26 protein-coding genes are annotated in these 24,691 nt (G+C 70.6%); 14 read left to right on the top strand and 12 right to left on the bottom strand.

The window, feature by feature from the left end; genetic code table 11:
- Positions 1-29: 29 nt before the first annotated feature.
- Both ACZ60M_RS05770 and ACZ60M_RS05765 read right to left on the bottom strand, forming a co-directional pair.
- On the bottom strand, positions 30-782 hold the full coding sequence (locus ACZ60M_RS05770; protein WP_465415090.1) for a maleylpyruvate isomerase N-terminal domain-containing protein: 753 nt from the start codon (positions 780-782) through the stop codon (positions 30-32).
- Between the two features lie 112 nt (positions 783-894).
- Complete coding sequence (locus tag ACZ60M_RS05765; protein WP_465415088.1) at positions 895-1,356, bottom strand: nuclear transport factor 2 family protein; 462 nt, start codon at positions 1,354-1,356, stop codon at positions 895-897.
- A gap of 103 nt (positions 1,357-1,459) precedes the next feature.
- Here ACZ60M_RS05765 and ACZ60M_RS05760 point away from each other — a divergent pair, with 103 nt between their 5' ends.
- Complete coding sequence (locus ACZ60M_RS05760; protein ID WP_465415086.1) at positions 1,460-1,963, top strand: hypothetical protein; 504 nt, start codon at positions 1,460-1,462, stop codon at positions 1,961-1,963.
- Positions 1,964-1,988: 25 nt separating this feature from the next.
- On the opposite strand, the gene ACZ60M_RS05755 is transcribed toward ACZ60M_RS05760, so the two are convergent.
- Positions 1,989-2,579, bottom strand: a complete 591-nt coding sequence (locus ACZ60M_RS05755) for an isochorismatase family protein (RefSeq protein WP_465415084.1) — start codon at positions 2,577-2,579, stop codon at positions 1,989-1,991.
- A gap of 82 nt (positions 2,580-2,661) precedes the next feature.
- Here ACZ60M_RS05755 and ACZ60M_RS05750 point away from each other — a divergent pair, with 82 nt between their 5' ends.
- Positions 2,662-3,699: a GlxA family transcriptional regulator gene (locus ACZ60M_RS05750; protein ID WP_465415082.1), complete on the top strand. Its 1,038-nt coding sequence runs from the start codon at positions 2,662-2,664 to the stop codon at positions 3,697-3,699.
- Between the two features lie 108 nt (positions 3,700-3,807).
- Here the strand turns inward: ACZ60M_RS05750 and ACZ60M_RS05745 are convergent, their stop codons facing one another.
- The 6 genes from ACZ60M_RS05745 to ACZ60M_RS05720 all read right to left on the bottom strand — a co-directional run bounded on the left by ACZ60M_RS05745 (position 3,808) and on the right by ACZ60M_RS05720 (position 9,146).
- Positions 3,808-4,242, bottom strand: a complete 435-nt coding sequence (locus ACZ60M_RS05745) for a peptidase inhibitor family I36 protein (protein ID WP_465415081.1) — start codon at positions 4,240-4,242, stop codon at positions 3,808-3,810.
- A gap of 219 nt (positions 4,243-4,461) precedes the next feature.
- Positions 4,462-5,205, bottom strand: a complete 744-nt coding sequence (locus ACZ60M_RS05740; RefSeq protein ID WP_465415079.1) for an SDR family NAD(P)-dependent oxidoreductase — start codon at positions 5,203-5,205, stop codon at positions 4,462-4,464.
- Positions 5,205-6,494 carry an enolase C-terminal domain-like protein gene (locus tag ACZ60M_RS05735; protein WP_465415077.1) on the bottom strand — a complete coding sequence of 430 codons (1,290 nt, stop codon included), beginning with the start codon at positions 6,492-6,494 and terminating at the stop codon, positions 5,205-5,207. Before ACZ60M_RS05735 ends, ACZ60M_RS05740 begins: the two co-directional genes overlap by 1 nt.
- Complete coding sequence (locus tag ACZ60M_RS05730) at positions 6,491-7,321, bottom strand: fumarylacetoacetate hydrolase family protein (protein WP_465415076.1); 831 nt, start codon at positions 7,319-7,321, stop codon at positions 6,491-6,493. Before ACZ60M_RS05730 ends, ACZ60M_RS05735 begins: the two co-directional genes overlap by 4 nt.
- A complete protein-coding gene (locus tag ACZ60M_RS05725) occupies positions 7,318-8,163 on the bottom strand; it encodes an amidohydrolase family protein (protein ID WP_465415074.1) in 846 nt (281 codons plus the stop codon). The genes ACZ60M_RS05730 and ACZ60M_RS05725 overlap by 4 nt, the downstream gene beginning before the upstream one ends.
- On the bottom strand, positions 8,160-9,146 hold the full coding sequence (locus tag ACZ60M_RS05720; protein ID WP_465415073.1) for an aldo/keto reductase: 987 nt from the start codon (positions 9,144-9,146) through the stop codon (positions 8,160-8,162). The genes ACZ60M_RS05725 and ACZ60M_RS05720 overlap by 4 nt, the downstream gene beginning before the upstream one ends.
- 85 nt (positions 9,147-9,231) lie before the next feature.
- On the opposite strand from ACZ60M_RS05720, the gene ACZ60M_RS05715 reads away from it, so the two are divergent.
- The 4 genes from ACZ60M_RS05715 to ACZ60M_RS05700 all read left to right on the top strand — a co-directional run bounded on the left by ACZ60M_RS05715 (position 9,232) and on the right by ACZ60M_RS05700 (position 12,800).
- The gene (locus ACZ60M_RS05715; RefSeq protein ID WP_465415072.1) at positions 9,232-9,984 is read left to right on the top strand and encodes a GntR family transcriptional regulator; all 753 of its coding nucleotides are present in this window, start codon (positions 9,232-9,234) and stop codon (positions 9,982-9,984) included.
- A 67-nt stretch (positions 9,985-10,051) separates the two neighbouring features.
- Positions 10,052-10,783, top strand: a complete 732-nt coding sequence (locus tag ACZ60M_RS05710; RefSeq protein ID WP_465415070.1) for a (Fe-S)-binding protein — start codon at positions 10,052-10,054, stop codon at positions 10,781-10,783.
- Positions 10,780-12,213 (top strand): LutB/LldF family L-lactate oxidation iron-sulfur protein, encoded by a 1,434-nt coding sequence (locus ACZ60M_RS05705; protein WP_465415068.1) that lies wholly within the window; start codon positions 10,780-10,782, stop codon positions 12,211-12,213. The genes ACZ60M_RS05710 and ACZ60M_RS05705 overlap by 4 nt, the downstream gene beginning before the upstream one ends.
- Positions 12,213-12,800: a LutC/YkgG family protein gene (locus ACZ60M_RS05700; RefSeq protein ID WP_465415066.1), complete on the top strand. Its 588-nt coding sequence runs from the start codon at positions 12,213-12,215 to the stop codon at positions 12,798-12,800. Before ACZ60M_RS05705 ends, ACZ60M_RS05700 begins: the two co-directional genes overlap by 1 nt.
- A 3-nt stretch (positions 12,801-12,803) precedes the next feature.
- Here ACZ60M_RS05700 and ACZ60M_RS05695 read toward each other — a convergent pair whose 3' ends face one another.
- Positions 12,804-13,982 (bottom strand): erythromycin esterase family protein, encoded by a 1,179-nt coding sequence (locus tag ACZ60M_RS05695; protein ID WP_465415064.1) that lies wholly within the window; start codon positions 13,980-13,982, stop codon positions 12,804-12,806.
- A 192-nt stretch (positions 13,983-14,174) separates the two neighbouring features.
- On the opposite strand from ACZ60M_RS05695, the gene ACZ60M_RS05690 reads away from it, so the two are divergent.
- Genes ACZ60M_RS05690 through ACZ60M_RS05680 form a run of 3 tightly spaced genes read left to right on the top strand, consistent with a single transcriptional unit; the run spans position 14,175 to position 17,429 of the window.
- Positions 14,175-15,041 (top strand): hypothetical protein, encoded by an 867-nt coding sequence (locus tag ACZ60M_RS05690; protein ID WP_465415062.1) that lies wholly within the window; start codon positions 14,175-14,177, stop codon positions 15,039-15,041.
- Positions 15,041-15,763 (top strand): hypothetical protein, encoded by a 723-nt coding sequence (locus ACZ60M_RS05685; RefSeq protein ID WP_465415060.1) that lies wholly within the window; start codon positions 15,041-15,043, stop codon positions 15,761-15,763. The genes ACZ60M_RS05690 and ACZ60M_RS05685 overlap by 1 nt, the downstream gene beginning before the upstream one ends.
- A 37-nt stretch (positions 15,764-15,800) precedes the next feature.
- A complete protein-coding gene (locus ACZ60M_RS05680; RefSeq protein ID WP_465415058.1) occupies positions 15,801-17,429 on the top strand; it encodes a serine/threonine protein kinase in 1,629 nt (542 codons plus the stop codon).
- 19 nt (positions 17,430-17,448) lie between these two features.
- On the opposite strand, the gene ACZ60M_RS05675 is transcribed toward ACZ60M_RS05680, so the two are convergent.
- Positions 17,449-18,144, bottom strand: a complete 696-nt coding sequence (locus tag ACZ60M_RS05675; RefSeq protein ID WP_465415056.1) for a glycosyltransferase family 2 protein — start codon at positions 18,142-18,144, stop codon at positions 17,449-17,451.
- Between the two features lie 95 nt (positions 18,145-18,239).
- Between ACZ60M_RS05675 and ACZ60M_RS05670 the strand changes: the two genes are divergently transcribed.
- From ACZ60M_RS05670 to ACZ60M_RS05650, 5 genes are all read left to right on the top strand, one after another.
- Positions 18,240-20,372, top strand: coding sequence for a hypothetical protein (locus tag ACZ60M_RS05670; protein WP_465415055.1), 2,133 nt, complete (start codon positions 18,240-18,242; stop codon positions 20,370-20,372).
- 61 nt (positions 20,373-20,433) lie between these two features.
- Positions 20,434-21,009: a dCTP deaminase gene (dcd, locus tag ACZ60M_RS05665; protein WP_465415054.1), complete on the top strand. Its 576-nt coding sequence runs from the start codon at positions 20,434-20,436 to the stop codon at positions 21,007-21,009.
- A gap of 84 nt (positions 21,010-21,093) precedes the next feature.
- Positions 21,094-21,969 (top strand): mechanosensitive ion channel family protein, encoded by an 876-nt coding sequence (locus tag ACZ60M_RS05660; RefSeq protein ID WP_465415053.1) that lies wholly within the window; start codon positions 21,094-21,096, stop codon positions 21,967-21,969.
- A 224-nt stretch (positions 21,970-22,193) separates the two neighbouring features.
- Positions 22,194-22,781, top strand: coding sequence for a TetR/AcrR family transcriptional regulator (locus ACZ60M_RS05655; protein ID WP_465415052.1), 588 nt, complete (start codon positions 22,194-22,196; stop codon positions 22,779-22,781).
- 128 nt (positions 22,782-22,909) lie between these two features.
- A complete protein-coding gene (locus tag ACZ60M_RS05650) occupies positions 22,910-23,818 on the top strand; it encodes a hydroxymethylglutaryl-CoA lyase (RefSeq protein WP_465415051.1) in 909 nt (302 codons plus the stop codon).
- Positions 23,819-24,056: 238 nt separating this feature from the next.
- Here ACZ60M_RS05650 and ACZ60M_RS05645 read toward each other — a convergent pair whose 3' ends face one another.
- Positions 24,057-24,689 carry a hypothetical protein gene (locus ACZ60M_RS05645; protein WP_465415050.1) on the bottom strand — a complete coding sequence of 211 codons (633 nt, stop codon included), beginning with the start codon at positions 24,687-24,689 and terminating at the stop codon, positions 24,057-24,059.
- Between the last annotated feature and the right edge of the window lie 2 nt (positions 24,690-24,691).

Below are 24,691 nucleotides of genomic sequence, written 5' to 3'. Positions count from 1 at the left end.
GGAGGGTACCCGGGGCCGCCCGTACAGCCTCAGGCCAAGGGGCCCTTGAGGACTGCGAGGGCCGCGTCGCGGTCGCCGGTCCAGAGGAAGACGTCGTCGGCCGGGGTTCGCCTGCCGCGCAGGAGGAGCAGGAGATCGCCTGCGGTGCCAGCGATGTCCGCCACCGGTTCGCCGGGGCCGAAGACCCACCAGTCACCGGTGTCGGACGCCTCCAAGCGGATGCACACGTCCGGCGGCCAGGCCTTGCCGCGCCCGATCTGCCTCGGCGCCAGCACGTCGAAGACCTCCGTGATGCCCTCGCTCGCCAGCTCGGGGTCGAGCGGGCCCGGTTCCCCCGTGCCTTGCGCTGCGCCCGGTTCACCAGGACCCGCGTGCCCGATGGCACGCTCGGCATCCCACCGGTGCAGCATCATCGACACCGCGCGCGAGCGCTGCCAGTACCCCGCCGTCGGCGGCGTGTAGTAGCCCCACGCGGGCGCCTTGGGATCGATGTCGAGCGCCATGAGCAGCACCTCGCCGGTGCCGTCGACCCAGCGCGTCAGCTCGTACCGGTCCTCGGGCACCTTCGGCGGCGTCCCGTCGGGCGGCTCGGGCCGGCCGTCCCAGTCGGTCACGGCCGCGGCGGCGAACAGGTTCGCGGTGCCCACGTGCGCGGCGAGTTCGGCGAGGGTCCGCTCCTCGTCTCCGTGCTCGATCGGCGCGTCCAGGTCACCGCCGGCGAGGCAGGCGCCGAACGCGTCGAGCTCGCGCCGGAAATGGCGGAGAAACGACGCAGCATCCATACCTCCCAGCCTATCCGCGAGTGTGATCCGGCGCTCCCTCCAGGTCCCTCGCCTTCAGGCCGACTACCGCCCCCAACCGGCAACCCGCTTTCACGGGCCTCGATATCTCAGCTCAGATGCCCTGTGCGGGAACGGGAACGACCGTCCCTGTGCCGGTGAGCGGGGCGGTGTCGAGGTACCGGACCTCGTAGACGCGCTCGGTGAACTTCCAGCCGTTCTCGGTGCGTGCGTACCGATCGTGGTAGATCGCGATGTTCTGGTGGCCGCTGCCGTCGTTGAGTTCCAGGAGCTCCTGGATGTAGGTGCGGCCGCGGGCGGTGTCCCCGTCGAGCACGATCACGCCCGGGTGCGAGGTCTGGATGAAGTACCGCCACTTCGTGGGCGCGATCCCGCCCCAGGCGCGGAGCTGCTCGCGCCCTTCGAGTTCGACCGGGATGTTCGGCATCCGCAGCGCGCCGTCCTCGGTGAAGAGCGACGCGAGCCTGTCGTAGTCGCGCATCATGGTGCAGTCCGAGAACTCGGCGCGCAGCGCCTCGATCTCGACGCGGTCCGCGATCGCCTGCATGTCAGTCATCTCAGGGGTTCCTTCCAGTCGGGATTACCCGTATGACGGGATAGGGCCCCGAAGTGTGACATCGGGAGCGGAAATGTCGGAGGCGTCACGCACAATGGCACGCATGAGCGAGACCTCCGCCGCCGACCCGGTCATGGACGCCATCGGGCAGGCCGTCATGCGCGGCCAGAACGGCGACACCGCAACCGCCCGAACCGAACTGCTCGCCCTGTGGGCCCGCATCGGCGTCACCGGCGACCCGCTCCACCGCTGCGCGCTCGCCCACTCCATGGCCGACCTGTTCGACGACGCCGCCGCGGCCCTCGCCTGGGACGTGCGCGCCCTCGACGCCGCCGACGCCGCGACCGACGAACGCGTGCAGGCGCACCACGCCGGTCTGCAGCTCGCGGGTTTCTACCCCTCGCTCCACCTCAACCTCGCCGACGACTACCGCAGGCTCGGCTCCTTCGAAGCGGCCCGAGCGCATATCGACGCCGCCGAGCAGGCCGCCCCGGCGCTCGCCGCAGATCCCTACGGCGACCTGATCCGCAGCGCGGTCAAGGAGGTCGCGGCCGCCATCGCCGAGAAGGACACCGCCCCAAGGGCATCCGCCCCGGGATCGATCTGACCGACTTCCCGGGACGGCGACGCGGCTACTTGAGGTCGGCGGCCGTGGGGACGACGACGCCGTATGCGTCGGCGATCGTGGCCAGGGCGCTGTGGTGCAGCTGCTCGGCGCTGACCTCGGCGACGGCCGTCTCGAGCGGGCGCGTCGCGCAGGCGTCGGCGACGACGGTGGGCCGGTTGCCGCGCAGGGCCGCGCCCTCGGCGGTGAACGTGACGCACATGTGGGTCATGAACCCGATGATGATCAGGTCCCGGTTCCCGGCGGCGTCCACGAGGTCGCCGAGTTCGGTGCGCACGAAGGAGTTCGGGGCGTTCTTGACCACGACGGCCTCCCCTGCGGCCGGGGCGACCGAAGGGTGGATCGCGCCGAGGTCGGTCGTGATGTCGTAGTGGCTGCCCGCGCCGCCGTCGTGCTGCACGTGGATCACGGTGGCGCCCGCTTCGCGCGCGGCGGCGAGCAGCGCGGCGGCCTTGCCGAGCGCGGCCTCCCAGCCGGTCAGTTCGATCGCGCCGCGCGTGTAGGTGTTCTGGTAGTCGACCAGGATCAGGGTCGAGTCGGCCAGCGCGGCGGGGGTGTCGTCTGTGTCGGCGAGCTGCCGGAGGGTCGCTGAAGGCATGGTGTTTCTCCTGGTAGATGAGGGTTTTCGGGGCCGATCGGGTGGCCTTCTCCAACGCTACGGCGGTTCGCTGATGTCGGCAATGACGGGTAAGGTGCAGAAACCGACATCGATTGGAGGCGCCGTGGGTGCTGCGAAGCGACTCGTGGTGGTCGTGCTCTTCGACCGGGTCGACCTGCTCGACGTCACCGGACCGCCGGAGGTGTTCGCGCTCCTGCGCCGCGAGCTCGCGGCCGACACCGGCTACAAGGTCGTGCTCGCGGCCGCGACGATGGACCCGGTGCGGACCTCGGCCGGGGTCCGGGTCCTGCCCGATGCCACGTTCGACGAGGTCGCGCGGCGTTCGATCGACACGCTCATCGTGCCCGGCTCGGTGGAGCTCGACGGCGAGAAGCGGGTCCGGGCCCTCGCCGATCCCGTTGCGGTGGAGTGGGTCCGGCGCCTCGCGGGACGCACCCGCCGGGTCGCCTCGGTCTGCGTCGGCGCGCACGTCCTGGCCGCCGCGGGCCTCCTCGAAGGCCGCCGGGCCACGACCCACTGGTCGACCGCGGCGCAGCTCGCCGCCGACCACCCGGAGGTCGAGGTCGACGCCGACCCGATCTTCATCCGCGACGGGGACGTGTGGACCGGCGCCGGTCTCACCGCGTGCCTGGACCTCTCGCTGGCGCTGGTCGCCGAGGACTTCGGGGAGGAGCTGGCGCTGCGGGTGGCCCGGCAGCTCGTCATGTTCCTGAAGCGCCCGAGCGGCCAGAGCCAGTTCAGCGTCTCGCTCGGCCCGGTGTCGACGACGCGGCGAGTTGAAGTGCTGCGCCACTACATCACCCGGCATCTCGACGGGCCGCTGACGGTGCCGGAGCTGGCCGCGGAGGCGCACGTGAGCGAGCGCCAGTTGACGCGGATCTTCAAGTCCGAGTTGGGGACGACGCCCCGCGCCTATATCGAGTCCGCGCGCGTCGAGGCGGCCCGCAACCGCCTGGAGACCACGGACGACACCCTGGAGCGGGTCGCCGCCGTTTGCGGCTTCGGCACTACGGACACCCTGGTCCGGGCGTTCCGCCGCGTCCTTGACACGACCCCGACCGCCTACCGCGACCGGTTCCGGTTCTCGCAGCCCGTGTAGTCCGTGAGCACGGCGGAAGGCCGCCCGGAACACCCCCGGGCGGCCTTTCGCTTGCGGTGCGTGCGGGTCGCGGCGGGGGAGGCCGCCGCGACCCGGGTCAGGTGAGGGCTAGCAGGCGCTGACGACGCGGATGCTCTCGATCCAGTCGTTGCGGTCGGGCTCGAGGTCGCTGAGGTTGCGGATGTCGACGCCCGGGCCGAGGCAGAAGTAGGCGCCGGTCGCGCCGTCGTTCGCGTAGAGGCGGAGGATCTTGTTCGACTCGTTGGAGATCGAGGAGATCTCGTTGTCGCCGTTCCACCAGTCGATCTCGTAGGTGGAGCCGACGGCGCCGACGCGCCAGTTGACCCACTTGTCGCCGCTGTAGCCGGAGTTCTCCCAGCCGCAGACGTACCCGGAGGCGCAGCCGCCGGCCAGGATCTCGGCGTCGGTCTCCGTCTCGGCCTGCGCTGAACCGGCGGTCAGGGTCAGGCCCGCGACCACCGCGACGCCGGCCATGGCGGCGCCGGCCTTCATGCGGCGCTTCATCGAATCGATCTTGCCCATGTAGAGCACCTTTCGCCGTGCGGCGCCTGTTCGCGCCGCTTCTCGCATGTTCGGCACGGTTGCACCTGGTTTGGCGCGGTCCGTGCATAGGGGAGACGCGGGCGGGTGTGGCGGAGGATGCGTCCGGTGAATCTCCTCCCTTTCCGATGCGGCGGGCAACCGATTGCGGCGCAAGGGTTTCGCATTACCCTTGCGCCGCAACGAAACTGGAGAGATTCCTTAAAGCTGGCGGACGATCCGCAGGCCCCCGACGCCGCCGTCGACGCCGAGGCTGGTGCCGGTGAGGGATTTGTTGCGGGGGTCGGCGAGGTAGACGATCGCGGCCGCGACCTCCTCGGGGCTCACGAGGCGCCCGGTCGGCTGGCGGGCCTCCAGGCGGGCGCGCTCGGCGGCCGGGTCCTCGGCCTGGTCGAGCAGGCGCTGCACCCACGGCGTGTCGGCTGTGCCGGGGCTGACGCAGTTGACGCGGATGCCTTCGGCCACATGGTCGGCGGCCATGGCGAGCGTGAGCGAGTGGACCGCGCCCTTCGACGCGGAGTACAGGGCGCGCTTGACGAGCCCGGCCGTCGCCGCGATCGACGTGGTGTTCACGATCGCCGGGGCCGCGGATTCGCGCAGGAGCGGCAGGCACGCGCGCGAGAGGCGGACCATGCCCAGGAGGTTCACGTCGAGGACGCGGAACCACTGCTTGTCGGAGTTCTCCTCGACCGTGCCGACAGCGCCGATCCCGGCGTTGTTGACGACGATGTCGACGCCTCCGAACTGCTCCTTGACGGCCGCGACCGCCAGGCGCACCTGGTTGTCGTCGGCCACGTCGCACTTGTGGGACCAGTGCGCATCGCTCGCGTTGAGGTCGAGCACCGCCGGGTTCGCGCCGCGCGCGGCGAACGCGTCGGCGGCGGCGGCGCCGATGCCGGAGGCGCCTCCGGAGATGACGACGGTGAGGCCTTCGAAGCCCTGCATCAGTTGCTCCTCCATTCAGGACCGTGCGGGTAGGAGTACCGGACCAGGCTGTCGCGCTTCATCTCCGCGGAGAAGCCCGGCTCGGCCGGGGCCCGGTAGCGGCCGTCACTGATCACCGTTGGGTTGACGAAATGCTCGTGCAGGTGGTCGACGTACTCGATCACCCTGTCCTCCATGGTCGCACTCACCGAGGTGTAGTCGAACATGGACAGGTGGCAGACGAGTTCGCAGAGTCCGACGCCGCCCGCGTGCGGGCACACCGGGACGCCGAACTTCTTGGCCAGCAGGAGGATCGCGAGGTTCTCGTTCACGCCGGCGACGCGCGCGGCGTCCAGCTGCAGGAAGTCGATCGCGCCCGCCTGGAGCAGCTGCTTGAACACGATCCGGTTCTGGACGTGCTCGCCGGTGGCGACCTTGATGGGCGCCAGGCGCTTGCGGATCGCGGCGTGCCCGAGCACGTCGTCAGGGCTCGTGGGCTCCTCGATCCACCACGGGTCGAACTCGGCGAGGGCCTTCACCCATTCGACGGCCTGGTCGACGTCCCAGCGCTGGTTCGCGTCCACGGCGATCCGGATGCCGGGGCCCACGGCCGCGCGGGCGGCGGCGAAGCGGCGGCGGTCGTCTTCCAGGTCGGCGCCGACCTTGAGCTTGATCTGCGTGTACCCCTCGGCGACGGCCTCGCGGGCGAGCCGCACGACCTTCGCGTCGTCGTAGCCGAGCCAGCCGGGGGAGGTCGTGTAGGCCGGGTAGCCGTCGCGTTCGACCTCGCCGACCCGCTCGGCCTTGCCTTCCTCGGCTTCCCGCAGGATCGCAAGGGCCTCTTCTGGAGTGAGCGCGTCGGAGAGGTACCGCCAGTCGATGCAGCCGACGACCTCCTCGGGGGTGAGCCCGGAGAGGTACTTCCACAGCGGCAGCCCGGCGCGGCGCGCGGCGAGGTCCCAGGCGGCGTTCACGAGGGCGGCCGCCGCGAGGTGCATGACGCCCTTCTCGGGGCCGAGCCAGCGAATCTGCGAGTCGTGGGTGAGCCGCCGGTACAGCTCGCCGAGCGCCGCCGGGCCCTCCACATCGGTGCCGACGACGTACTCGCTGAGCGTCTCGATGGCGGCGCAGCAGATGTCGTTGCCGCGCCCGATCGTGAACGTGAACCCGTGGCCTTCAAAGCCGTCGTCGGCGTGGAGCACGACGTACGCGGCCGAGTAGTCCGGGTCGGGGTTCATCGCGTCGGAGCCGTCGAGGCTCCGCGAGGTCGGGAAGCGGACGTCGAGCACGTCGACGGCGGTGATGGTCATTTCGCGTCGACCACGGGGTTCGCGGTCGAGCCGAGGCCGTCGATGCCGACCTCGCTGACGTCCCCGGCCCGCAGGTACGGGAAGCGGCCGGAGAGCGCGACGCCCTCGGGGGTGCCGGTGAGCAGCAGGTCGCCCGCGTCGAACGCCATGAACTGCGACATGTGGAAGACGATGTGCGCCAGCGAGAAGATCATGTCGGCGGTGCTGGAGTCCTGGCGGATCTCGCCGTTGACCTTCGACCACAGGTGCAGGCCCTGCGGGTCGGCGACCTCGTCGGGGGTCACGAGGTACGGGCCCATCGGCGTGAACGTGGGGCAGGCCTTGCCCTTCGAGAACTGGCCGCCCGAGCGCTCGATCTGGAAGTCGCGCTCGGAGACGTCGTTGACGACGACGAGCCCGGCGAGATGAGCGAGCGCGTCGGCCTCGGACTCGAGGTAGGAGGCGCGCTTGGCGAAGACGACGCCGAGCTCGACCTCCCAGTCGGTCTTGACCGAGCCGCGCGGGACCTGCAGTTCGTCGTTCGGGCCGATGATCGTGTTGGGGTGCTTGTAGAACACGACGGGCTCGTTCGGCGGCGTCGCGCCCGACTCGGCGCAGTGCGCGGCGTAGTTCATGCCGATGCACACGATCGCGCCCGGCTTACTGATCGGCGCGGCGATGCGCCGCCCCGCGATGTCGATCTCGGGCAGGCCTTCGAGGGCGGGGACGCCCCGACTCAGGAACTCCCCGTCGATGTCCCCGGTCAGACCGGAGAGGTCGTAGTACGCGCCGTCCGAGTACGCCACGGGGGTCTCGGAGCCGGGCTCGCCGATGCGCAGGTACTTCATTGCTCTCCTAGCTGGTAGGTCCGGGCGGCGGTGCCGCCGAAGACGTCGGGATCGGTGCGACCCAGGACTGCCGTGAGGGCGTCCTTGACGCGGGTGTACGTGGCGGCCAGTTCGCAGACGGGCCAGTCGGAGCCGAACATGAGCCGGTCGGGTCCGAACAGTTCGAGGGCGGCCTGGACGAAGGGCCGCAGGTCGGCCGGGGTCCAGTCCTTGTCGGCCTCGGTGACGAGCCCGGAGAGCTTCGCGGTCACGTTGGGCTGCTTGGCGAGCGGGGCGACCGCTGCGCGCCAGGCCGCGAGTCCGGCGTCGCCGTCGCGGACCTGGGGCTTGCCGAGGTGGTCGAGCACGAACTGCAGCTCGGGCACGGCCTCGGCGGCCTTGGCGGCGGCCGGGAGCTGGTCGACGCGCACGATCAGGTCGAACGTGGGGACGGTCCCGGCGACGGTCTTGAGGGCCGTGACGACCTCGGGCCGGGCCAGGAAGTCCGCGTCGGGACGGCCCTGGACCTGGTCGCGCAGGCCCACGAGGAAGCGGGCGCGCGGATGGTTCTGGTAGCGCGCCAAGGTGTCCGCGAGGTTGGGGTCGAGGAGGTCGATGAAGCCGACGACCCCGGCGATCTCCTTCACGGCCCCGGCGAGGTGCAGGAACTCGACGGTCTCGGAGGGGTGGCCCCAGTCGGCCTCGACCAGGACGGTGCGGTCGACCCCGGCGGCCTGCAGGTTGGCGCGCAGGTCGGCCACGCCGTAGTCGCGGCGGATCGGTTCCAGGTCGGGACTGCTTGCGAGCCACGGGTAGTCGGCGGTCCACAGATGGTGGTGCGCGTCGATCACGGGAGCGGTCATGACGGTACGGGAGCCTCCTCGGCCAGGAGCCCGGCCCGCTTGAGGTCGTGCCACAGCGCGCCGGGGATCGGGTGGGCGTACATGGCGAGGGCGTCGTCGACCTCTGCGGGGGTGCGCGCGCCGACGAGGACCGAAGCGACGGCGGGGTGGGCGGCGGGGAACTGGAGCGCGGCGGCCCGCAACGGCGTGTCGTATCGGTCACAGATCGTATTGATCGCTTGGGCTCGGGCCAGAAGTTGTCGGTCCGCCTCCGCATAGTTGAAGTGCGCTCCCGGCTTCGGGTCCGCGAGGATGCCGGAGTTGAACACACCCGCGGCGATCACCGAGACGCCGCGCGAGACGCAGAGGGGGTAGAGCCGGTCCAGGGCGGACTGGTCGAGCAGGGTGTAGCGCCCGGCGATGAGCGCCGTGTCGAACTCGGCCTGCGAGAGCAGGTCGGCGGCGGCCTCGGTGGAGTTCATGCCGATCCCTATGGCGCCGATGCGGCCCGCGGCCTTGAGCTCGGTGAGGGCCCGGTGGGTTCCGGCGAGCGCTTCGCCCCGGTGGTCGTCGGCGTCGTGGATGAGGCCGATCTCGACCCGGTCGGTGCCGAGGCGTTCGAGGCTGCCGTGGTAGGCCTCGTGCGCGCCCCGGTAGGAGAAGTCGAAGACGGAGGCCCTGCCGTTCGGCTCGCCCCAGATGTCCCAGGGGCCTTCGTGGTCGACGAGGACGCGGCCCATCTTGGTGGACAAGGTGAACGCGTCGCGCGGGCGGGCGGCGAGAGCGCTCCCGAGGCGTTCTTCGGAGAGCCCGGCGCCGTAGTGCGGGGCGGTGTCGAAGTGCCGGATGCCGCCGTCCCAGGCCGCGTCCACGGTGGCAGCCGCGACGGCCGGGTCGACGGGCGCGAAGAGCCCGGCGAGCGGCGCGCAGCCGAGCCCGACGGCGGTCACGGACACGCCGGTGTCGCCGAGCGCGCGGGAAGGGAGCGCTTGCCGGTCGTCCACAGGGCCTCCAATGGGAGCAAAAGGGGCGTCGAGGCGGCCCGTGCCGAGCCTCGCTGCTGCGACATTATCCTATAGGATTGTGCGCATGACGGCTACATCAGCGACCCCCGAGAAGCGCACGCTCGCGGACGAGGCCTACACGGAGCTCAAGTCCCGGATCATGCGCTCCGAGCTGGTCCCCGGGGCGAAGCTGAGCATCGACGGGCTCGCCAAGCAGCTCGCGTTCTCGCAGACGCCGATCCGGGAGGCCCTGGCGCGCTTGGAGTCCGAGGGCCTGCTGGCAAGGCGGCCGCTGAGCGGGTACACCGTGGAACCGCTGCTGTCCGCCGCCGAGTTCGATGACTTGTTTGAGATCCGCGAGATGCTGGAGCCGAGGGCGGCGAGAAGGGCAGCCGAGCGGGGACTGGCGGGCGAGGTCGCCCGTGGGCTGGTCGCGGTCGATGCCGCCGGTCTGACTGCGGCCGAGGCGAATGCGCTGCTGGCCGCCGCGCGGACGCCCGACGCGGGCGCCGACAAGCTCATGTTCACCGAGGCCGACGCCCGCTTCCACAACGCGGTCGCCGCCCTGAGCGGCAGCGCGCAGCTCGCGAAGGCCATCCGCCGCCTCGACGCGCACCTGCACCTCCACCGCGCCTACATCGAGCCCGACTCGATCACCGAGACCGAGGTCGAACACCTCGCGGTCGCGGACGCTATCATTGCTCAGCAACCGCTTGCCGCCGAGGAGGCCATGCGCCGCCACCTCGAACGCTCGCGCATCCGGCACCGCGCCGCCTTCGAAGCGGCCCGCACCACTGAAGCAGCCCCGAAGCTGAAGCGCACCAAGGCGAACCGATGAACACGACCGAACGGCGAAACGACCGGCCCGATCGCGGCACGACCCCGGAAGGCCAGGTGCGACCGCCATGCCCCGCGTAGGCCTGTTCATCACCTGCGTCAACGACGCCCTCTTCCCCGAGACGCCCAAAGCCGTCGTCCAGATCCTCGAACGCCTCGGCTACGACGTCGACTTCCCCGCCGCCCAGACCTGCTGCGGCCAGATGCACGCCAACTCCGGCTACAAGAAGGACGCCACCAAGCTCGCCCGCTCCTTCGCGAACGTCTTCGACTCGTACGACCACATCGTCACCCCCTCCGGCTCCTGCGCCGCCATGACCCGCGACCAGTACCCCCACCTCACCGGCTCGGCGATCGGCCAGCGCGTCTACGAACTCTCCGAATTCCTCCTCGACGTCGCAGGCGTCGAAGACGTCGGCGCCCGCTTCCCGCACACCGTCACCTACCACCCCACCTGCCACGGCACCCGCGCACTCGGCCTGGGGGACAAGCCCATGCGCCTCCTCCGCGCCGTCCGCGACATCGAACTCCTCGACCTCCCCGCCGCCGACCAGTGCTGCGGCTTCGGCGGCACCTTCGCCCTCAAGAACAGCGAGGTCTCCACCGCGATGCTCGCCGACAAATGCCGCCACGCCGCAGGCACCGGCGCCGAATACCTCGCCGCCGCCGACAACTCGTGCCTCACCCACATCGGCGGCGGCATCTCCAGACTCGAGCACATTGATGGCTCCGCAGGCGTCGCCAAGAGGCGCGGCCCGCGCCCGATCCACTACGCCGAGATCCTCGCGAGCACCGCATGAGCACCGACATCGTCCCGGCCGCCTCGCTCATCCCCGCCGACGCGCCGTTCCCCAAGGCCGCCAAGGTCGCCCTCGGCATGCCCCAGCTCCGCAAGAACCTCGCCCACGCCACCGGCACCATCCGCGCCAAGCGCGCCAACGTCGCCGGGGAGCTCGACGACTGGGAGCTCCTGCGCGACGCGGCCGCCGCGATCAAAGCGGACGTGCAGCACCGCCTCCCTGAACTCGCGATCGAGTTCGAGCGCAACGCCACCGCCGCCGGAGCCCGCGTGCACTGGGCCCGGGACGCCAACGAGGCCAACGAGATCGCCGCGCGGATCGTGCGCGAGGCCGGGGCCGAGGAGGTCGTCAAGGTCAAATCCATGGCGACCCAGGAGATCGAGCTCAACGAGTACTTCGAGGCGAACGGCCTCAAGGCCTTCGAGACCGACCTCGCCGAACTCATCGTCCAGCTCGCCGAGGACAAGCCCAGCCACATCCTCGTGCCCGCGATCCATTACAACCGCACCGAGATCCGCGACATCTTCACGCAGCGGATGGACGACGCGCCGTCGGGCCTCACCTCAGAACCATCCGCGCTGGCCGAGGCCGCGCGCCAGCATCTGCGCCGCCGCTTCCTGTCCGCGAAGGTGGCGGTCTCGGGCGCGAACTTCGCGGTCGCCGAGACGGGTTCGCTGGTCGTGGTCGAGTCGGAGGGCAACGGCCGCATGTGTCTGACGATGCCCGAGACGCTGATCAGCATCGTGGGGATCGAGAAGCTGCTGCCGGAGTTCGCGGACCTCGAGGTCTTCATGCAGCTCCTCCCTCGTTCGTCCACTGGGGAGCGGATGAACCCCTACACGTCGGTGTGGACGGGTGCGCGCGACGGCGACGGACCGAAGGACGTGCACGTCATCCTCCTCGACAACGGCCGCACGGGCGTCCTCGCCGACGAGGTCGGCCGCCAGGCGCTCTCGTGCATCCGCTGCTCGGCCTGCCTCAACGTGTGCCCGGTCTACGAGCGCACGGGCGGCCACGCGTACGGCCACGTCTACCCGGGCCCGATCGGGGCGATCCTCGCGCCGCAGCTCGAACCGGGGCGGCACGACGACCTGCCGTACGCGTCGAGCCTGTGCGGGGCCTGCTACGAGGTCTGCCCGGTCAAGATCGACATCCCCGAAGTGCTCGTGCACCTGCGCCAGCAGGGCCCGCACGAGGCGGGGGAGAAGGCCGCGATGGGCGCGGCGCAGGCCGTCATGGCCAGGCCGGGGCTCTGGCGGACGGCCTTGAAAGCGGCGCGTCTGGGCTCGATGCCGTGGCGCCGCAAGGGTTTCCTGCGCAGGCTCCCGTGGCCGCTTTCGAAAACGGCGCTGTCGCGCTGGACGGTGAGCCGGGATCTGCCGGTCCCGCCGAAGGAGGACTTCCGGTCCTGGTGGAAGGAGCGGCAGTGATGAGCGCGCGTGACGAGATCCTGGCGCGGATGCGCCGGGCCCTGGACGGCGCGGGCGCCGCACCCGTGCCGCCGCGCGAGTACCGTCGCGGGCTCGATGCGGGCGTTGACATCACGGCGATGCTCGTGGACCGGCTCGTCGACTACAAGGCCGACGTCCACTATGGCTTGAAAGCGATCGAGGACGCCCTAGGCGGCGCGGAACGCGTCGTCGTCCCCGCCGACCTCCCTGAGGAGTGGCGGCTGGGCGGCGCCGAGTTCGTGCCCGACACCGGCCTGTCCACCGCCGACCTCGACGGCATGGACGCGGTCCTCACCGGCTGCGCCGCCGCCGTCGCCGTCTCCGGCACGATCATGCTCGACACCGGTGCGGCCCAAGGCAGGAGGGCGATCACGCTGGTGCCGGACCACCACGTCGTGGTGGTCCGACCGGACCAGATTTGGGGCCACTTGGCCGAGGCGCTGCCGATGCTCGACCGGACCGCCCCGCAGACCTGGATCTCGGGGCCGTCGGCGACGAGCGACATCGAGCTGCAGCGTGTCGAAGGCGTGCACGGCCCGCGCCGCCTCGACGTCGTCCTGCTCTGACCCTCACGCCCGCTTCAGGAGCGCGGTCGGGCTGATGCGCGGGAAGTAGACCAGCGCGTCGAACCAGTCGGCGAACGACGGCGCGACCACGTGGTGCTGCTCGTCCTCGGCCGGGTCGTAGACCCCGGGGATGATCCGCACCTTGCGGCGGCCGCGCAGCCACTCGGCGGCCTCGCCGGTCGCCGCGCGCAGGTCGACGGCGAACGGTTCGCCTTGGGGCAGTGCGGCCTCGACGTAGTCGCGGGGCGGCGGCGGCACCTTGATCCCCGCGTGGATCTCGCCCTCTCCGAAGCCGACCATCACTGAGCGGTACCGGGCGCCGAGGCGTTCGCGCAGGCGGCCTCCGACGGTGGTGAACGACTGGCCCGGCCCGATCTTGACGGCCATCGCGCGGGAGTTCGCGGTGATCGCGATCCCGTCCCAGAACACGGTCTTGGCGCCGGTGCGCTCGCGGTGGCGCAGGATCGACTCGGCACTGCTCGCCATGGCCGCGCCGAAGTCGATTCCCGCTGCGACCGTTGCGGAATGGTGGTCCCAGATGATGCGGGCGTAGCGCAGGACGTGGTCGCGCTCGCTGCTCTCGGGGAGCGCGGCGACGAGCTCGTAGGCGTCGCGCGCGGAGTCGGCGAACGGCCTGCCGGGGTGGATACCGCGGAAGCGCTGCACGTGCTCGTCGACCTTGTGGGCACTGCGCGGGGGAGCGAGGTGCGCCTTGAGCTCGTCGAGGCGGTCGGGGGCGTTGCGCCGCACGTAATCGGTGACGGCGTCGTAGTGGTAGGACTGCGCCCCAGGCGGATTGGTGCCGAAGAGCCGCACCGGGTCGGCGGGGTGCTCCCGGTTGTACACGCGCATCCACTGCAGGACTTCGACGGTTTCCTCGGTGCGCCAGGGCGGCCAGGCCGCGCCGAGCGCCTCGGCCGGGTCGCCGTCGCCGCCGCGGACCAGGTCGTCGAGGCCTTCGGCGACGATCGCGTCGTCGTTGATCGCGAGCGCCCGGAACCCCAACTCCTCCACCAGGAACCGGAAGGCGCTGAGCCGGTACCCGTCGATCTCGGTGGAGGCGCGGGTGGTCTCCCCGAACGCGACCACCTCGGCGTCACCGACGATGCCGCGCAGGGCGTCGAAGTCGTCGACCGGCCGCGCGTCCGCCTCGATCCACTCCCGCACTGCTTGTTCGCTCATGGCGCGTCCCTCCGGTCGGGGCCGCCGGTGCGGCGGCCTGTCCCTACCGAAGCTACGAACGGACCGACCGTACCCGCATCCGTCACCCGACCGGTCACCGTTCGTACGCACTGGAATGTGGGCTCTTGCACGGGTTTCATAGACTTCTCGGCGGTGAGCGGCCGACGGTCACGGCCTCGGGTAGGAGCAGCGATGGAATTGCCGAAGCCGATTGCGGACTGGGCGCGGAGAACCGATGCGGCGGAACGTGAATGGGCGCGCCGCGAGGTCGACTCGTGGGCGCGCACGGCGGCGTTCTCGCGGCCGTTCCGGTGGGGCGAGGCCGAAGCGGCGGTGCTCGCCCGCGACTATGCGCCGCTTCCCGGCTCGTTCGTGATCCGCACCGTCGGCGTCGTCGCCTGGGTGCTCATCGTGATCCTCGCAGTGCCGACCATGGGGGCGGCGGTGGTCGGCCTCCCACTGGTCGCAGTCGGCAGCGCTCAAGAGAGTCAGGAGGCCGCGAGCGGCTGGATCTCGGCGGCCACGTACTTGTACGTGCTCGCGGCGATCGCCGCCTGCACGGCCGTGAGCGTGTGGTGGGGGTATCGGCGCCGCAGCCCGCTCCAGCTGGTCCTGGACGGGGCCAACGCGCTCGCCGCGGGCGCAGCGATCATGGTGCTCGCGGTCTCGGAGATCTCGGGCGGGCCCTGGCTGCCGCTGCTGATGATCTTCACCGCGCTGGTCTCGGTCGTGGCGTTCGTCCTGACCCTGGTCTCGAAACCCGAAGGGCGCGCGACGAAGCGGAAGCCGCCGCGTCGCGGACCGCGAGGCGACAAGGGGACCCGCGCGCTGAAGGCGAGGAACCGCCTGCTGGAGGTCGTCATCCATCGCGGACTGGTCGACCTCGACGAGGGCGACCGGATCAGGGTCCCCCAGATGCCGCTCGGCTACTGGAACGAGCTCGACGGCCTCGACGAGCGCGAGTGGCGGCGGGTGCTGGAGCGGCGCCATGTCGGCTGGCGCGACTTCGACGCGAGCGACCGCGCCATGCCGGACGCGATTGCGATTGAGGAAGTCTGATGCCCAAGGCCGCCGCGATCCAGCCCAACGAATGGGCGACGGTCCACGACAACTTCGAGCCCTTCGACCTCAGCGAGCTGAACCGGGTCGTGCTCGATTACGCCTTTATCGAGTTGGCGATGGCGAAGCGCTGGTACCGCCGTTCGGCGCTGGGCCGGGCGTGCGCCGTGATCGGGAACTGCTTCAAGATCCTCGGGCTCATGGCGGCGGTGACGTTGGCGATCTTCCTGCTCACCGGAGCCGTCGACGGCGAAGCGCTGCTTCCGGTGGTCTGGGCCGGTGTCGGGCTGTCCTGCACCGGCGTCCTCGGGTTCTTCGTGCCGTGGGCGCTGACGCCGTACCGGCAGTGGGACCGGACGCTGAGCGGCATCTCAGTACTGAGCGCGGTGCTCGCGCTCCTGGCGCTCGGGGCGGCCCTCTTCCGGACCTTCGAGGCGGCCCCGCCTTGGACGCTTGCCGCGCCGTGCCTGGTGCTGCTCCTCGTAGCGGTCGGCGCGCTCATTGCCGACTTCCGCTTCCGGACCGCCACCAAACCTCCGGCAGTCGACCTCGAGTCCTTGTCACCCAAGGAAGTCGAGGTGCTCATCACGGTCCGACACAGGGCGCTCAAGATCCTGCGGTCCCGGGGCGTCGTCGCCTACGCCGACTTCAAGAAGTTCGACAACGCCCCGCTCGACCCGACCGCACCGGACGGATCGTTACGCTCGGCAGAGAAGGTATGAACGGCGCGTAGTGGTCGGAGGCGGGCATAATCGCGCCATGCTCCTCACGAGACCCGGTGTGCTGCTGGGCAACCGATACCTCCTGCAACAACGGATCGGGGCGGGAGGGATGGGCGAGGTCTGGCGGGCCGAGGACACCATGCTGCGCCGGCCCGTCGCCCTCAAGGTCCTGCATCCCGCCCTTTCTGACGACGACAGCTTCCGCCGCCGCTTCGTCGAGGAGGCGCGCACGGTCGCGGCGCTCCGGGCGCGCGGCGTCGTCGAGATCTTCGACATCCGCGCCGAGCGCGACCAGAACGGCGAGACCATGACCTACCTGGTCATGCAGCTCCTCGAAGGCCAGTCCCTCCACGCGGTGATCGAACGCCAGTCGCCGATGCCCGCGCAGCGGGTGCTGCCGCTGCTCGCGCAGGTCGCCGACGCCCTCGACGTCGCGCACCGGGCCGGGATCGTGCACCGGGACATCAAGCCCGCCAACATCATCGTCGACGCCAGGGGCGTCCCGACGATCCTCGACTTCGGCATCGCGCTGCGGCGCGACCAGACCGCGCTCACCGCGACGGGCACCGTGCTCGGCACCGTCGGCTACGCCTCGCCCGAGCAGCTGCGCGGCGAGGAGCTGACCGGCGCCTCCGACCTGTACTCGCTCGGGGTCATCGCCTACGAATGCCTCAGCGGGTCCATCCCGTTCGACCGGAACTCGCCCGCCGCCGTGATCACCGGGCACCTGCACGAGTCGCCCCCGCCGCTGCCGCCGAGCGTGCCGTCAGCGGCCGCCGAACTCGTCGACTGGGCGTTGGCGAAGCACCCGGCGGACCGACCGGCCACCGCCGGGATGTTCGCGCAGGAGTGCAGGGTGTCTGCGCCGCAGGTGAACCAGACCCAGTTCCAGGCCCAAGCCGTACCCAATCGCACCACAGTGGACCTTGTGGTGTCGTCGACACCGCCGCCGCGGGCGACCGCGCCGATGCCAGTGGCCGAAGAACCGGAGCCGCCGAAGAAGAAGCGCGGCAAAGGCGTCCTGATCGGGCTCGCAGCCGTGCTCGCCGCCGTCGCGCTGACGATCGGCGTCATGAAATTCCTCGACGAGGGCGGTGACAAGGGCGGCCAAGGCGCCCAGGAGGACCCGGCCGCCACCGGCGGCGCCTCGCCTTCGGTCGAAGGTTCAGAGGCGGCCACCACGCCCGCCGAGGAGCCCGATCCCGAACTCCCCGAGTCGTCGGTGCTGGTGAACGGCCAGAGCGGCGCCTGCCTGATCGGCTACTTCGACACACCGCCGCCGAGCACCCGCATGGACCTGTGCGACGACAACGGCGTAGACGAGTTCGCGTTCACCGACGCGGGCGACGGCGTGAGCCTCCAGTACTCCTACGAATCGACACCCGGCGACACCGTCGTGATGTGCGTCGTCTGGGACGGCGAGAACCTGAACTTCAACGAGGCCTGCGACGAGACGACGTGGGTGTTCGAGTACCTGCGCACCGACGAGGCGGAAGAGGCCGACTTCTGGCAGATCCGCGCCTCAGGGGACGGGAACTACTGCCTCGACGTGCCGGACGGGCCCAACATCGAGGAGAGCCATTCGACGGGAGAGGGGACGGCCGCGATCCTCAGCCCGTGCACCGAAGGCGACACGGGCCAGGAATGGCGGACGGCCGCCTCCTGACCTCCGGCTCGCTCCTCGGTCAGCGGCGCGTGCGGCGCACGCGTTCGCGGCCGAGGAGCCACAGGGCCTGCACGCCGTCGGTCCAGGTGATCTTCTTGCCCTCCTCGCGGCTGCGCGCCGTGTAGGAGATCGGCACCTCGTAGGGGCGGATGCCGCGCTTGAGGAGCTTCGCGGTCAGCTCGGCCTCCATGCCGAACCCGCCCGAACGGATGTTCATGTCGAGGTACATCTGGCGCGGGAGCAGCTTGTAGCAGGTCTCCAGGTCCGAGATGTAGGAGTTGAACAGGATGTTCGCGGCGAGGGTGATCCCCTTGTTGCCCATGACGTACCAGAACGAGTACGCCGAGTGCGAGCCGAACGAGCGCGACCCGTACACCACCTCGGCCTTGCCGTCGAGCACCGGCGTGAACAGCCGGGGCAGGTCGGCGGCGTCGTACTCGCCGTCGGCGTCGAACACGACGACGTAGTCGCCGTGGGCGGCCTTCACGGCCGTGCGGATCGCCGCGCCCTTCCCGCGGTTGCGGTCGTGGCGGATCAACCGCACCCGCGGATTGTCCTCAAAGGTCTGCAAGACCTCCCAGGAGCGGTCGCGGGAGCCGTCGTCGACGGCAACGATCTCGGTCTCGCAGGGGAACTCCACTGCGAGCAGTTCTTTCAACGTTCCGGCAGCGAGGCGTTCCTCATTGAAGACCGGAACGAGAATCGACAACAGCATTGCTGCTCCATACCGCGGATCGAACAAGGTTGCACAACCATAACGCGCTCATGCCAGGACGGCATCGGCCGGACGGGCCGTGTTGAATCCCGGTCGTGTTGAATGGTCTGGTGCTGCTCGTCTTGTGGCTCCTGCTGCTGCTTCCGGCCCTGGCCTACGCCCTCCGCCCCCGCGACGGGGCGGTCCTGGCCCCTGCGCGGCTCGCCGTCGTGCGGGCATCGGTCCTGTTGGGGGCGTACGCGATCGGCGTTGTCGAGGCCGCCTCCGCCTTCACCGCGCTCAATCCGGCCACGATCCTCACCGCGTGGCTCATAGCCACCGCCGCGGTCGTCGCGGCCGTCCTCGTGCGCTGCGTACGAGACGTAACCCCAGCTGACAGCGCCGGGACGCTCGACGCGCTCCGCGAGGAACTGCGGTCGCGCCGCGGCGCCACCCGCCGCACGTGGCGGCGCACCAAGTCCGCCGCCGCGGCCGCCCCCGCCTGGCAGTGGGTGCTCGGCTGCGTCGTCGCGATCCTCGCCGTCAGCGTCGCCGTCCTCGCGATCAGTTCGTCCCCCAACAACTTCGACTCCCAGACGTACCACCTGCCGCGGATCGAGCACTGGGTCCAGAACGGCAGCGTCGCCGCGTACGCCACCGACATCCACCGGCAGATCGACATCGGGCCCGGCTCGGAGTACCTCCTCACCCACCTGCGCCTCCTCTCCGGCGGCGACGGCGCGTACAACCTGCTGCAGTACCTCGCCGCGATCGGGTGCGCGCTCGCCGCGTCCCGCGTCAGTGCGCAGCTCGGCGGCGGCCCCGTCGCCCAGCTCGCCACCGTCTTCGTCCTCGCGACCACGCCCGAAGTGCTCCTCCAGGCCTCCAGCACGCAGGTCGACCTCGTCGCCGCCGCGTGGGTCGCGTGCCTCGCCACGATCGTCCTCGACGAGTTCACCCGGCCAGGCGACGCGAGCGCCCTCCTCCGCGTCACCGCGCCCCGCTCCGACGCGCTCTACCTCGGACTCGCGCTGGGGCTCATCGCGGTCACCAAGAGCACCGGGCTCCTCGCCGCCGCCCCGCTCCTCCTCGTCTGGGGCATCGGACGGCTCGTGCGCGACGGCCACCGCCGCCGCCCGTGCCTGTGCGGACGCAGCCCCGGCCGGTGCTCCCGCGCCGACGCCTCGCGCGCCGCGACCGCCCGCGCCGCGACCGTGGCCGCGTCCCTCGCTATCCTCGCCATCGCCCTGATCCTGGTGGGGCCCTTCCTCATCCGCATGCAGCAGACCTTCGGCCACCCCCTCGGCCCCGAGGTCCTGCGCGACTCCATCGGCGTCCAGACCGCCGACCCGCGCCTGCTCCTCATCAACGGCCTGCGCATCGCCCAGACCAACCTCGACACGCCCCTGTTCTTCCTCTCCGACGCGTTCGCCGCCGCCGTCAACGGCCTCGCGAACCTCATGGGCGTCGACCCCAACGACCCCCGGATCACCTTCGGCTCCACCCAGTTCCCGGTCCCCGCCTGGTACCCCGACGAGGACCGCGCCGCGTTCCCCGTCACCGGCCTCGCCGCCGTCGCCGGGCTCGCCTGGTTCGCCGTGAAGGGCCCCGCGCTGCGCCGCGCCTACGCCGCCGCCCTCGTGGTCGCGTTCATCGGCGTCGTCTGCACCGTGTCCTGGCAGCCCTGGGTGAACCGGCTCGTCATGTTCCTCGTCGTCCTCGGGGCGCCCGCCGCAGGCCTCCTCGCCGCCGGGCTCGTCAAGGGCTTCGCCGCTACCGCCCGCGACCGCACGCGCCGCCGCGCCGCGTGCACCCTCGTCACCGTGGTCGCCGTCGTCGCGTCCCTCGCGGGCCTGCTCACGGTTGCTTACGGCTACCCGCGGCGCCTCGCCGGGACCTGGTCCGTCTTCAGCCTCACCGACCTCGAAGAGCGCTTCGTCAGGCGCCAGGAATGGCTGCCCCAGTACGAGGAGGCCGCCGCCGCGGTCGCCGCCGCTGACCCCGAACGCGTCGGACTCGTCCAGGGCAACGACTCGTGGGAGTACCCGTGGTGGATCCTCCTGCCCGACGGGACCGAGATCTACGCGCTCCAGTCGGTCGTCCCCGGCGAGACCCCGCCCCCACCCGCATCCATGGACGCCATCGTCTGCGCCGAAGACCTCGAGGAATGCGCCCTCCTCGTCCCCGACGACTGGGAGTACCACGACCTCGGCACCGTCGCCTACGCGATCCCGCCCAGCGGATCGTGAACCGGGCACATACTCCAGGGGGCATCTAGCTGGGCTGACTGCGTGCCACTAACCTGGGCGCATGCTGCTTAGCGACCGCGACATCCTCGATGCCGTCAAGAACGACCGCCTCGGCATCCAGCCGTTCGAAGACGAACTCGTGCAGCCCTCCAGCATCGACGTCCGCCTCGACCGGCGCTTCCGGGTGTTCAACAACCAGAAGTACACCCACATCGACCCCTCCAAGCAGCAGGACGACCTCACCTCCGCGGTCGAGGTCGCCGACGACGAGCCGTTCGTGCTCCACCCCGGCGAGTTCGTGCTCGCCTCCACCCTCGAGGTCATCAGCCTCCCCGCCGACCTCGCCGCGCGCCTCGAAGGCAAGTCCAGCCTCGGCCGCCTCGGGCTGCTCACCCACTCCACCGCCGGGTTCATCGACCCCGGGTTCTCCGGGCACGTCACCCTCGAACTCTCCAACGTCGCGAACCTCCCCATCACGCTCTGGCCGGGCATGAAGATCGGGCAGCTGTGCGTCTTCCGGCTCACCAGCCCCGCCGACAACCCGTACGGCGCGGGCGCGAACTTCTCCCGCTACCAGGACCAGCGCGGCCCCACCCCGTCGAAGTCGTGGATGCACTGGCGCACCTGGCCCACGTAGCGGCCCCTTTTCGAATGACACCGGTGTCGGTGTTTATCGAGCAAAGCGCCTGAATACGGGTGTTAACCGGCTTAACCTGCGGACATGGACATCTCGCAGAGCTTCCAGAACATGATGGACAACATCGTGGAGTTCCTGCCGCGTGCGCTGGCGTTCATCGCCATCCTCGTCATCGGCTGGTTCGTGAGCAAATGGATCGGCAAACTCGTCGGCAAGCTGCTCAACAAGGTCGGCCTCGACAGGGTCGGTGAGAAATCGGGGCTGCGCCGCTACACCGGCAAGTTCGAGCTGAGCGACCTGCTCGGCAAACTCGTGTACTTCGCGCTGCTGCTGTTCACGCTGCAGCTCGCGTTCGGGGCGTTCGGGAACAACCCGGTGTCGTCCCTGCTCAACCAGATCGTGGCCTGGCTGCCGCAGCTGTTCATCGCGCTCGTGATCGTCGTGGTCGCGTTCGCGATCGCCAACGCCGTGTACGGGCTGGTCAGCGGCACGCTCAGCCGGACCAGCTACGGCAACACGGTGGCGCGCATCTGCCAGGTCGCGATCGTGTTCTTCGGCGCGGTCGCCGCGTTCGGCCAGGTCGGGATCGCCACGACCGTGACCACGCCGATCATGTGGACCGTGCTCGCCATGGTCGCGGGCGTCGTCATCGTCGGCGTGGGCGGCGGGCTCGTCGGCCCGATGCGCCAGCGCTGGGAGCGGATGCTCGGCAGCGCCGAGAGCGAAGCCGCCAAGATGAAGGGCACCGGCGGCATGGGCGGGGACGCGACGTCGTCGATGTCGCAGACGTACAGCTCAGGCCGGTACGGGACGGCCGCCGACACGCAGGCCGCGGCGGCGGGCACTATGGGCGAGGCGGGCGCCATGGGCGGCGCGATGCCCGAAGGCGCCCGGCCGCACGGGACGAGCGCCGGCGCGGGTCCGGAGACCGAGCGTCCGATGCCGTCCAACGAGCCGTAGGGGCCGCACCGGGAGACGATGTGTCCGGCCTCCCGTAGCGGTTCCGAAGCAAGGCGAGGCGCCGCCTCGCAGCGACTGCCACTGCTCGACACGCCGGCCGCACTCCGTTCCGGGAGTGCGGCCGGGCCTCGTTCCGGCGCGATTCACCACCTGCACACCCTGTGAAAGTGGGCTTTTGCTCCCTGCTCGCACGAGTACGCCCGAGTAACCTCATCGAGGTGGAGATGAATGGCGATAACAGGGGCGGCTCCAAACGACGCCGCGAGATCCTCGATGTAGCCGTCAAACTGCTCGCCAAGCACGGGTACCACGGCGTATCGATGGACGACATCGGCGCGGCCGCCTCCATCACCGGACCGGCGCTGTACCACCACTTCAAGGGCGGCAAGGAGCAGATGCTCGCCGACGCCCTCATCCCGGTCTCGGAGCGGCTGCTCGCGGGCGGGCGGCACTGGGCGTCGCTGCACTCGGAGGACCCGCAGGCCGCGCTCGAGGCGCTGGTGGACTTCCACCTCGAGGTCGTGATCGACTCGCCGGAGATCGTCATCCTCCACCTGCACGAGCTCGACCGGCTCCCGGAGGAGCCGCGACGGCAGGTGCGCAAGCTCCAGCGCGTGTACGTCGAGGAGTGGGTGGGCGTCCTGTGCCGCCTGCGCCCGGGCCTCCAGCCCGAACAGGCCCGCGTCCTCGCCCACGGCGCCTTCGGCCTTATGAACTCGACCCCGTACCTCTCCCTCGGCGAAGAAGTCAGCGCCGCCGAGACAGCAGCCCTCCTGCGAGCAGCAGCCCTAAGAGCCCTCGACCCCGGCTAGCCGTTCCGCAGCGACCGCTTAGGGGCCCTCCCTCCCTCCTTTCGTGTTGGTGGGCGTCCCGTATTTCGGGATCGGGGTTAGCATGGGCTGGTGGGCCGCAACGGGTCGCGGTCCGGGGAGGCGGAGTGATGCACCAGCCTGATCGGGTCTTGCTGCGCGAGGTCGCCCCGCGCGATGGCCTGCAGAACGAGCCTCCTGTGCCGACCGCGGACAAGATCCGGCTCATCGACGCGCTGTCGCGCACCGGCTTGTCGCGTATCGAGGCCGTGAGCTTCGTCAGCCCGAAGGCCGTGCCGCAGATGGCCGACGCCGCCGAGGTGTGGGCGGCCGTCGAGAAGCACTCCGGCATCCGCTACAGCGCCCTCGCCCCCAATCGCCGCGGCGTGCAGCGGGCCCTCGACGCCGGGTTCAGCGCCGTCGAGGTGGTCGTCTCGGCCTCGGAGACCCACAACCGCGCCAACATCGGGCGCAGCGTCGCCGAGTCGCTCGCCGAGCTGCCCGACATCTGCGGCCTGGCGCGCGAGCACCTGGCCTCGGTCGAGGTCATCATCGCCACGAGCTTCGGCTGCCCCTTCGAAGGCGACATCGCACCCGCGCAGGTCGCCCGGATCGTGGAGGCGGCCGAGGCCGCTGGGGCCGGTCGAGTCGCGTTCGGCGACACCACCGGGATGGGGACCCCTCGCCGTGTCACGGAGCTGCTCGACGCCGTCGACACCGATCTGCCGATGCTCATGCACTTCCACGACACCCGTGGGACCGCCCTGGCCAACCTCCTCACTGCGCTCGATCGCGGCGTCGTGGAGTTCGACGCCAGTGTGGGCGGGATCGGCGGCTGCCCGTTCGCTCCGGGCGCTTCCGGCAATGTGGCGACCGAGGAAGTGGTCCACATGCTCCACGACATGGGTGTGGAGACCGGTGTGGACCTTGAAGCCCTCATCCGCACTGCCGAACTCGCCCAGGAGATCGTGGGCCGTCCGCTCGAGTCCGGTGTTCTTCGCGCCGGACCGCGCTCGGCGAAGCTTGCGAGCCGTAAATGAGTTCAGTCGAGTTTGACGCTGAAACCTTAAGGCAGGCTTAAGCGGCCTGAAGGCGGCTTCAGGGACGGGAACGGGGACAGGACATGGTGAAGGCCCCGGGGTCTCGAACCTCCCCGGGGCCTTCTGCCGGACACCGCCACAGGACGGCCGGTGCCCGCGTGCCGGGTAAAACCTCCGAATACCCGGACGACTCATCGTGACATCCGAACCTCAGAGTTCCCAGTTATATAAGGGAAACTCAGTCGAACCTCACGTCACATTTCTCTAACGCGCGTGCATCATCCGGGACATATTCCGCGAACTTCCACGCCGCCAGGACCGCCGCGACCACCACGAGGCCGAACACGCCCCGCCAGCCGTACAGCGGCACCGCGAACAGAGCGCCCACGCCCGCCGCGATCCCCGCCAGGAGCGCCGCCGCCGACAGCGCCACCGACGCGGAGCCGTCGCCGACCTCCGCCGCCGCCAGCACCCGCCCGGCGAGGGCGATCGCGAACCCGGCGGCCGTCCCGAACGCCCCGGCCGCCGCCACGGCGAACCCGAAGCCCGGCGCGAGCGCCACCGCGAGCGCCCCGAACGCCAACGCCCCCAAGCTGATCGCTCCCGTGTACCGGGCGTTCCCGAGCGTGCCGGTGCGGCGCGTCGCGTTCGCCGCGACGACCAGTCCGACCGCGAACGCCCCGAGCGGCCACAGCCGCGTCCCCGGCGAAGCATGGAAAGCGGCGGCGATATCGGTGACGAGGAACGCGGTCACCGCGGCGGCCGCGAAGGCTGTGGCCTGCGCGTATGCCGCCCAGAGCGCCGGCGCCCAGCGGAGGGTCCGCGTCGGCGCTGCGCCCTTCGGCGTCTGGATCTCAGGTGGTGCGGTCATGC

This window comes from Glycomyces sp. NPDC050141 (assembly GCF_055586545.1).
This window is presented reverse-complemented; position numbering and strand designations above follow the sequence as displayed.

Coding starts and splice junctions, on each gene's coding strand:
- ACZ60M_RS05770 (WP_465415090.1), bottom strand. CDS start 782: ATGGATGCTGCGTCGTTTCTCCGCCATTTCCGGCGCGAGCTCGACGCG.
- ACZ60M_RS05765 (WP_465415088.1), bottom strand. CDS start 1,356: ATGACTGACATGCAGGCGATCGCGGACCGCGTCGAGATCGAGGCGCTG.
- ACZ60M_RS05760 (WP_465415086.1), top strand. CDS start 1,460: ATGAGCGAGACCTCCGCCGCCGACCCGGTCATGGACGCCATCGGGCAG.
- ACZ60M_RS05755 (WP_465415084.1), bottom strand. CDS start 2,579: ATGCCTTCAGCGACCCTCCGGCAGCTCGCCGACACAGACGACACCCCC.
- ACZ60M_RS05750 (WP_465415082.1), top strand. CDS start 2,662: ATGACGGGTAAGGTGCAGAAACCGACATCGATTGGAGGCGCCGTGGGT.
- ACZ60M_RS05745 (WP_465415081.1), bottom strand. CDS start 4,242: ATGGGCAAGATCGATTCGATGAAGCGCCGCATGAAGGCCGGCGCCGCC.
- ACZ60M_RS05740 (WP_465415079.1), bottom strand. CDS start 5,205: ATGCAGGGCTTCGAAGGCCTCACCGTCGTCATCTCCGGAGGCGCCTCC.
- ACZ60M_RS05735 (WP_465415077.1), bottom strand. CDS start 6,494: ATGACCATCACCGCCGTCGACGTGCTCGACGTCCGCTTCCCGACCTCG.
- ACZ60M_RS05730 (WP_465415076.1), bottom strand. CDS start 7,321: ATGAAGTACCTGCGCATCGGCGAGCCCGGCTCCGAGACCCCCGTGGCG.
- ACZ60M_RS05725 (WP_465415074.1), bottom strand. CDS start 8,163: ATGACCGCTCCCGTGATCGACGCGCACCACCATCTGTGGACCGCCGAC.
- ACZ60M_RS05715 (WP_465415072.1), top strand. CDS start 9,232: ATGACGGCTACATCAGCGACCCCCGAGAAGCGCACGCTCGCGGACGAG.
- ACZ60M_RS05710 (WP_465415070.1), top strand. CDS start 10,052: ATGCCCCGCGTAGGCCTGTTCATCACCTGCGTCAACGACGCCCTCTTC.
- ACZ60M_RS05705 (WP_465415068.1), top strand. CDS start 10,780: ATGAGCACCGACATCGTCCCGGCCGCCTCGCTCATCCCCGCCGACGCG.
- ACZ60M_RS05700 (WP_465415066.1), top strand. CDS start 12,213: ATGAGCGCGCGTGACGAGATCCTGGCGCGGATGCGCCGGGCCCTGGAC.
- ACZ60M_RS05695 (WP_465415064.1), bottom strand. CDS start 13,982: ATGAGCGAACAAGCAGTGCGGGAGTGGATCGAGGCGGACGCGCGGCCG.
- ACZ60M_RS05690 (WP_465415062.1), top strand. CDS start 14,175: ATGGAATTGCCGAAGCCGATTGCGGACTGGGCGCGGAGAACCGATGCG.
- ACZ60M_RS05685 (WP_465415060.1), top strand. CDS start 15,041: ATGCCCAAGGCCGCCGCGATCCAGCCCAACGAATGGGCGACGGTCCAC.
- ACZ60M_RS05680 (WP_465415058.1), top strand. CDS start 15,801: ATGCTCCTCACGAGACCCGGTGTGCTGCTGGGCAACCGATACCTCCTG.
- ACZ60M_RS05675 (WP_465415056.1), bottom strand. CDS start 18,144: ATGCTGTTGTCGATTCTCGTTCCGGTCTTCAATGAGGAACGCCTCGCT.
- dcd (WP_465415054.1), top strand. CDS start 20,434: ATGCTGCTTAGCGACCGCGACATCCTCGATGCCGTCAAGAACGACCGC.
- ACZ60M_RS05660 (WP_465415053.1), top strand. CDS start 21,094: ATGGACATCTCGCAGAGCTTCCAGAACATGATGGACAACATCGTGGAG.
- ACZ60M_RS05655 (WP_465415052.1), top strand. CDS start 22,194: ATGAATGGCGATAACAGGGGCGGCTCCAAACGACGCCGCGAGATCCTC.
- ACZ60M_RS05650 (WP_465415051.1), top strand. CDS start 22,910: ATGCACCAGCCTGATCGGGTCTTGCTGCGCGAGGTCGCCCCGCGCGAT.
- ACZ60M_RS05645 (WP_465415050.1), bottom strand. CDS start 24,689: ATGACCGCACCACCTGAGATCCAGACGCCGAAGGGCGCAGCGCCGACG.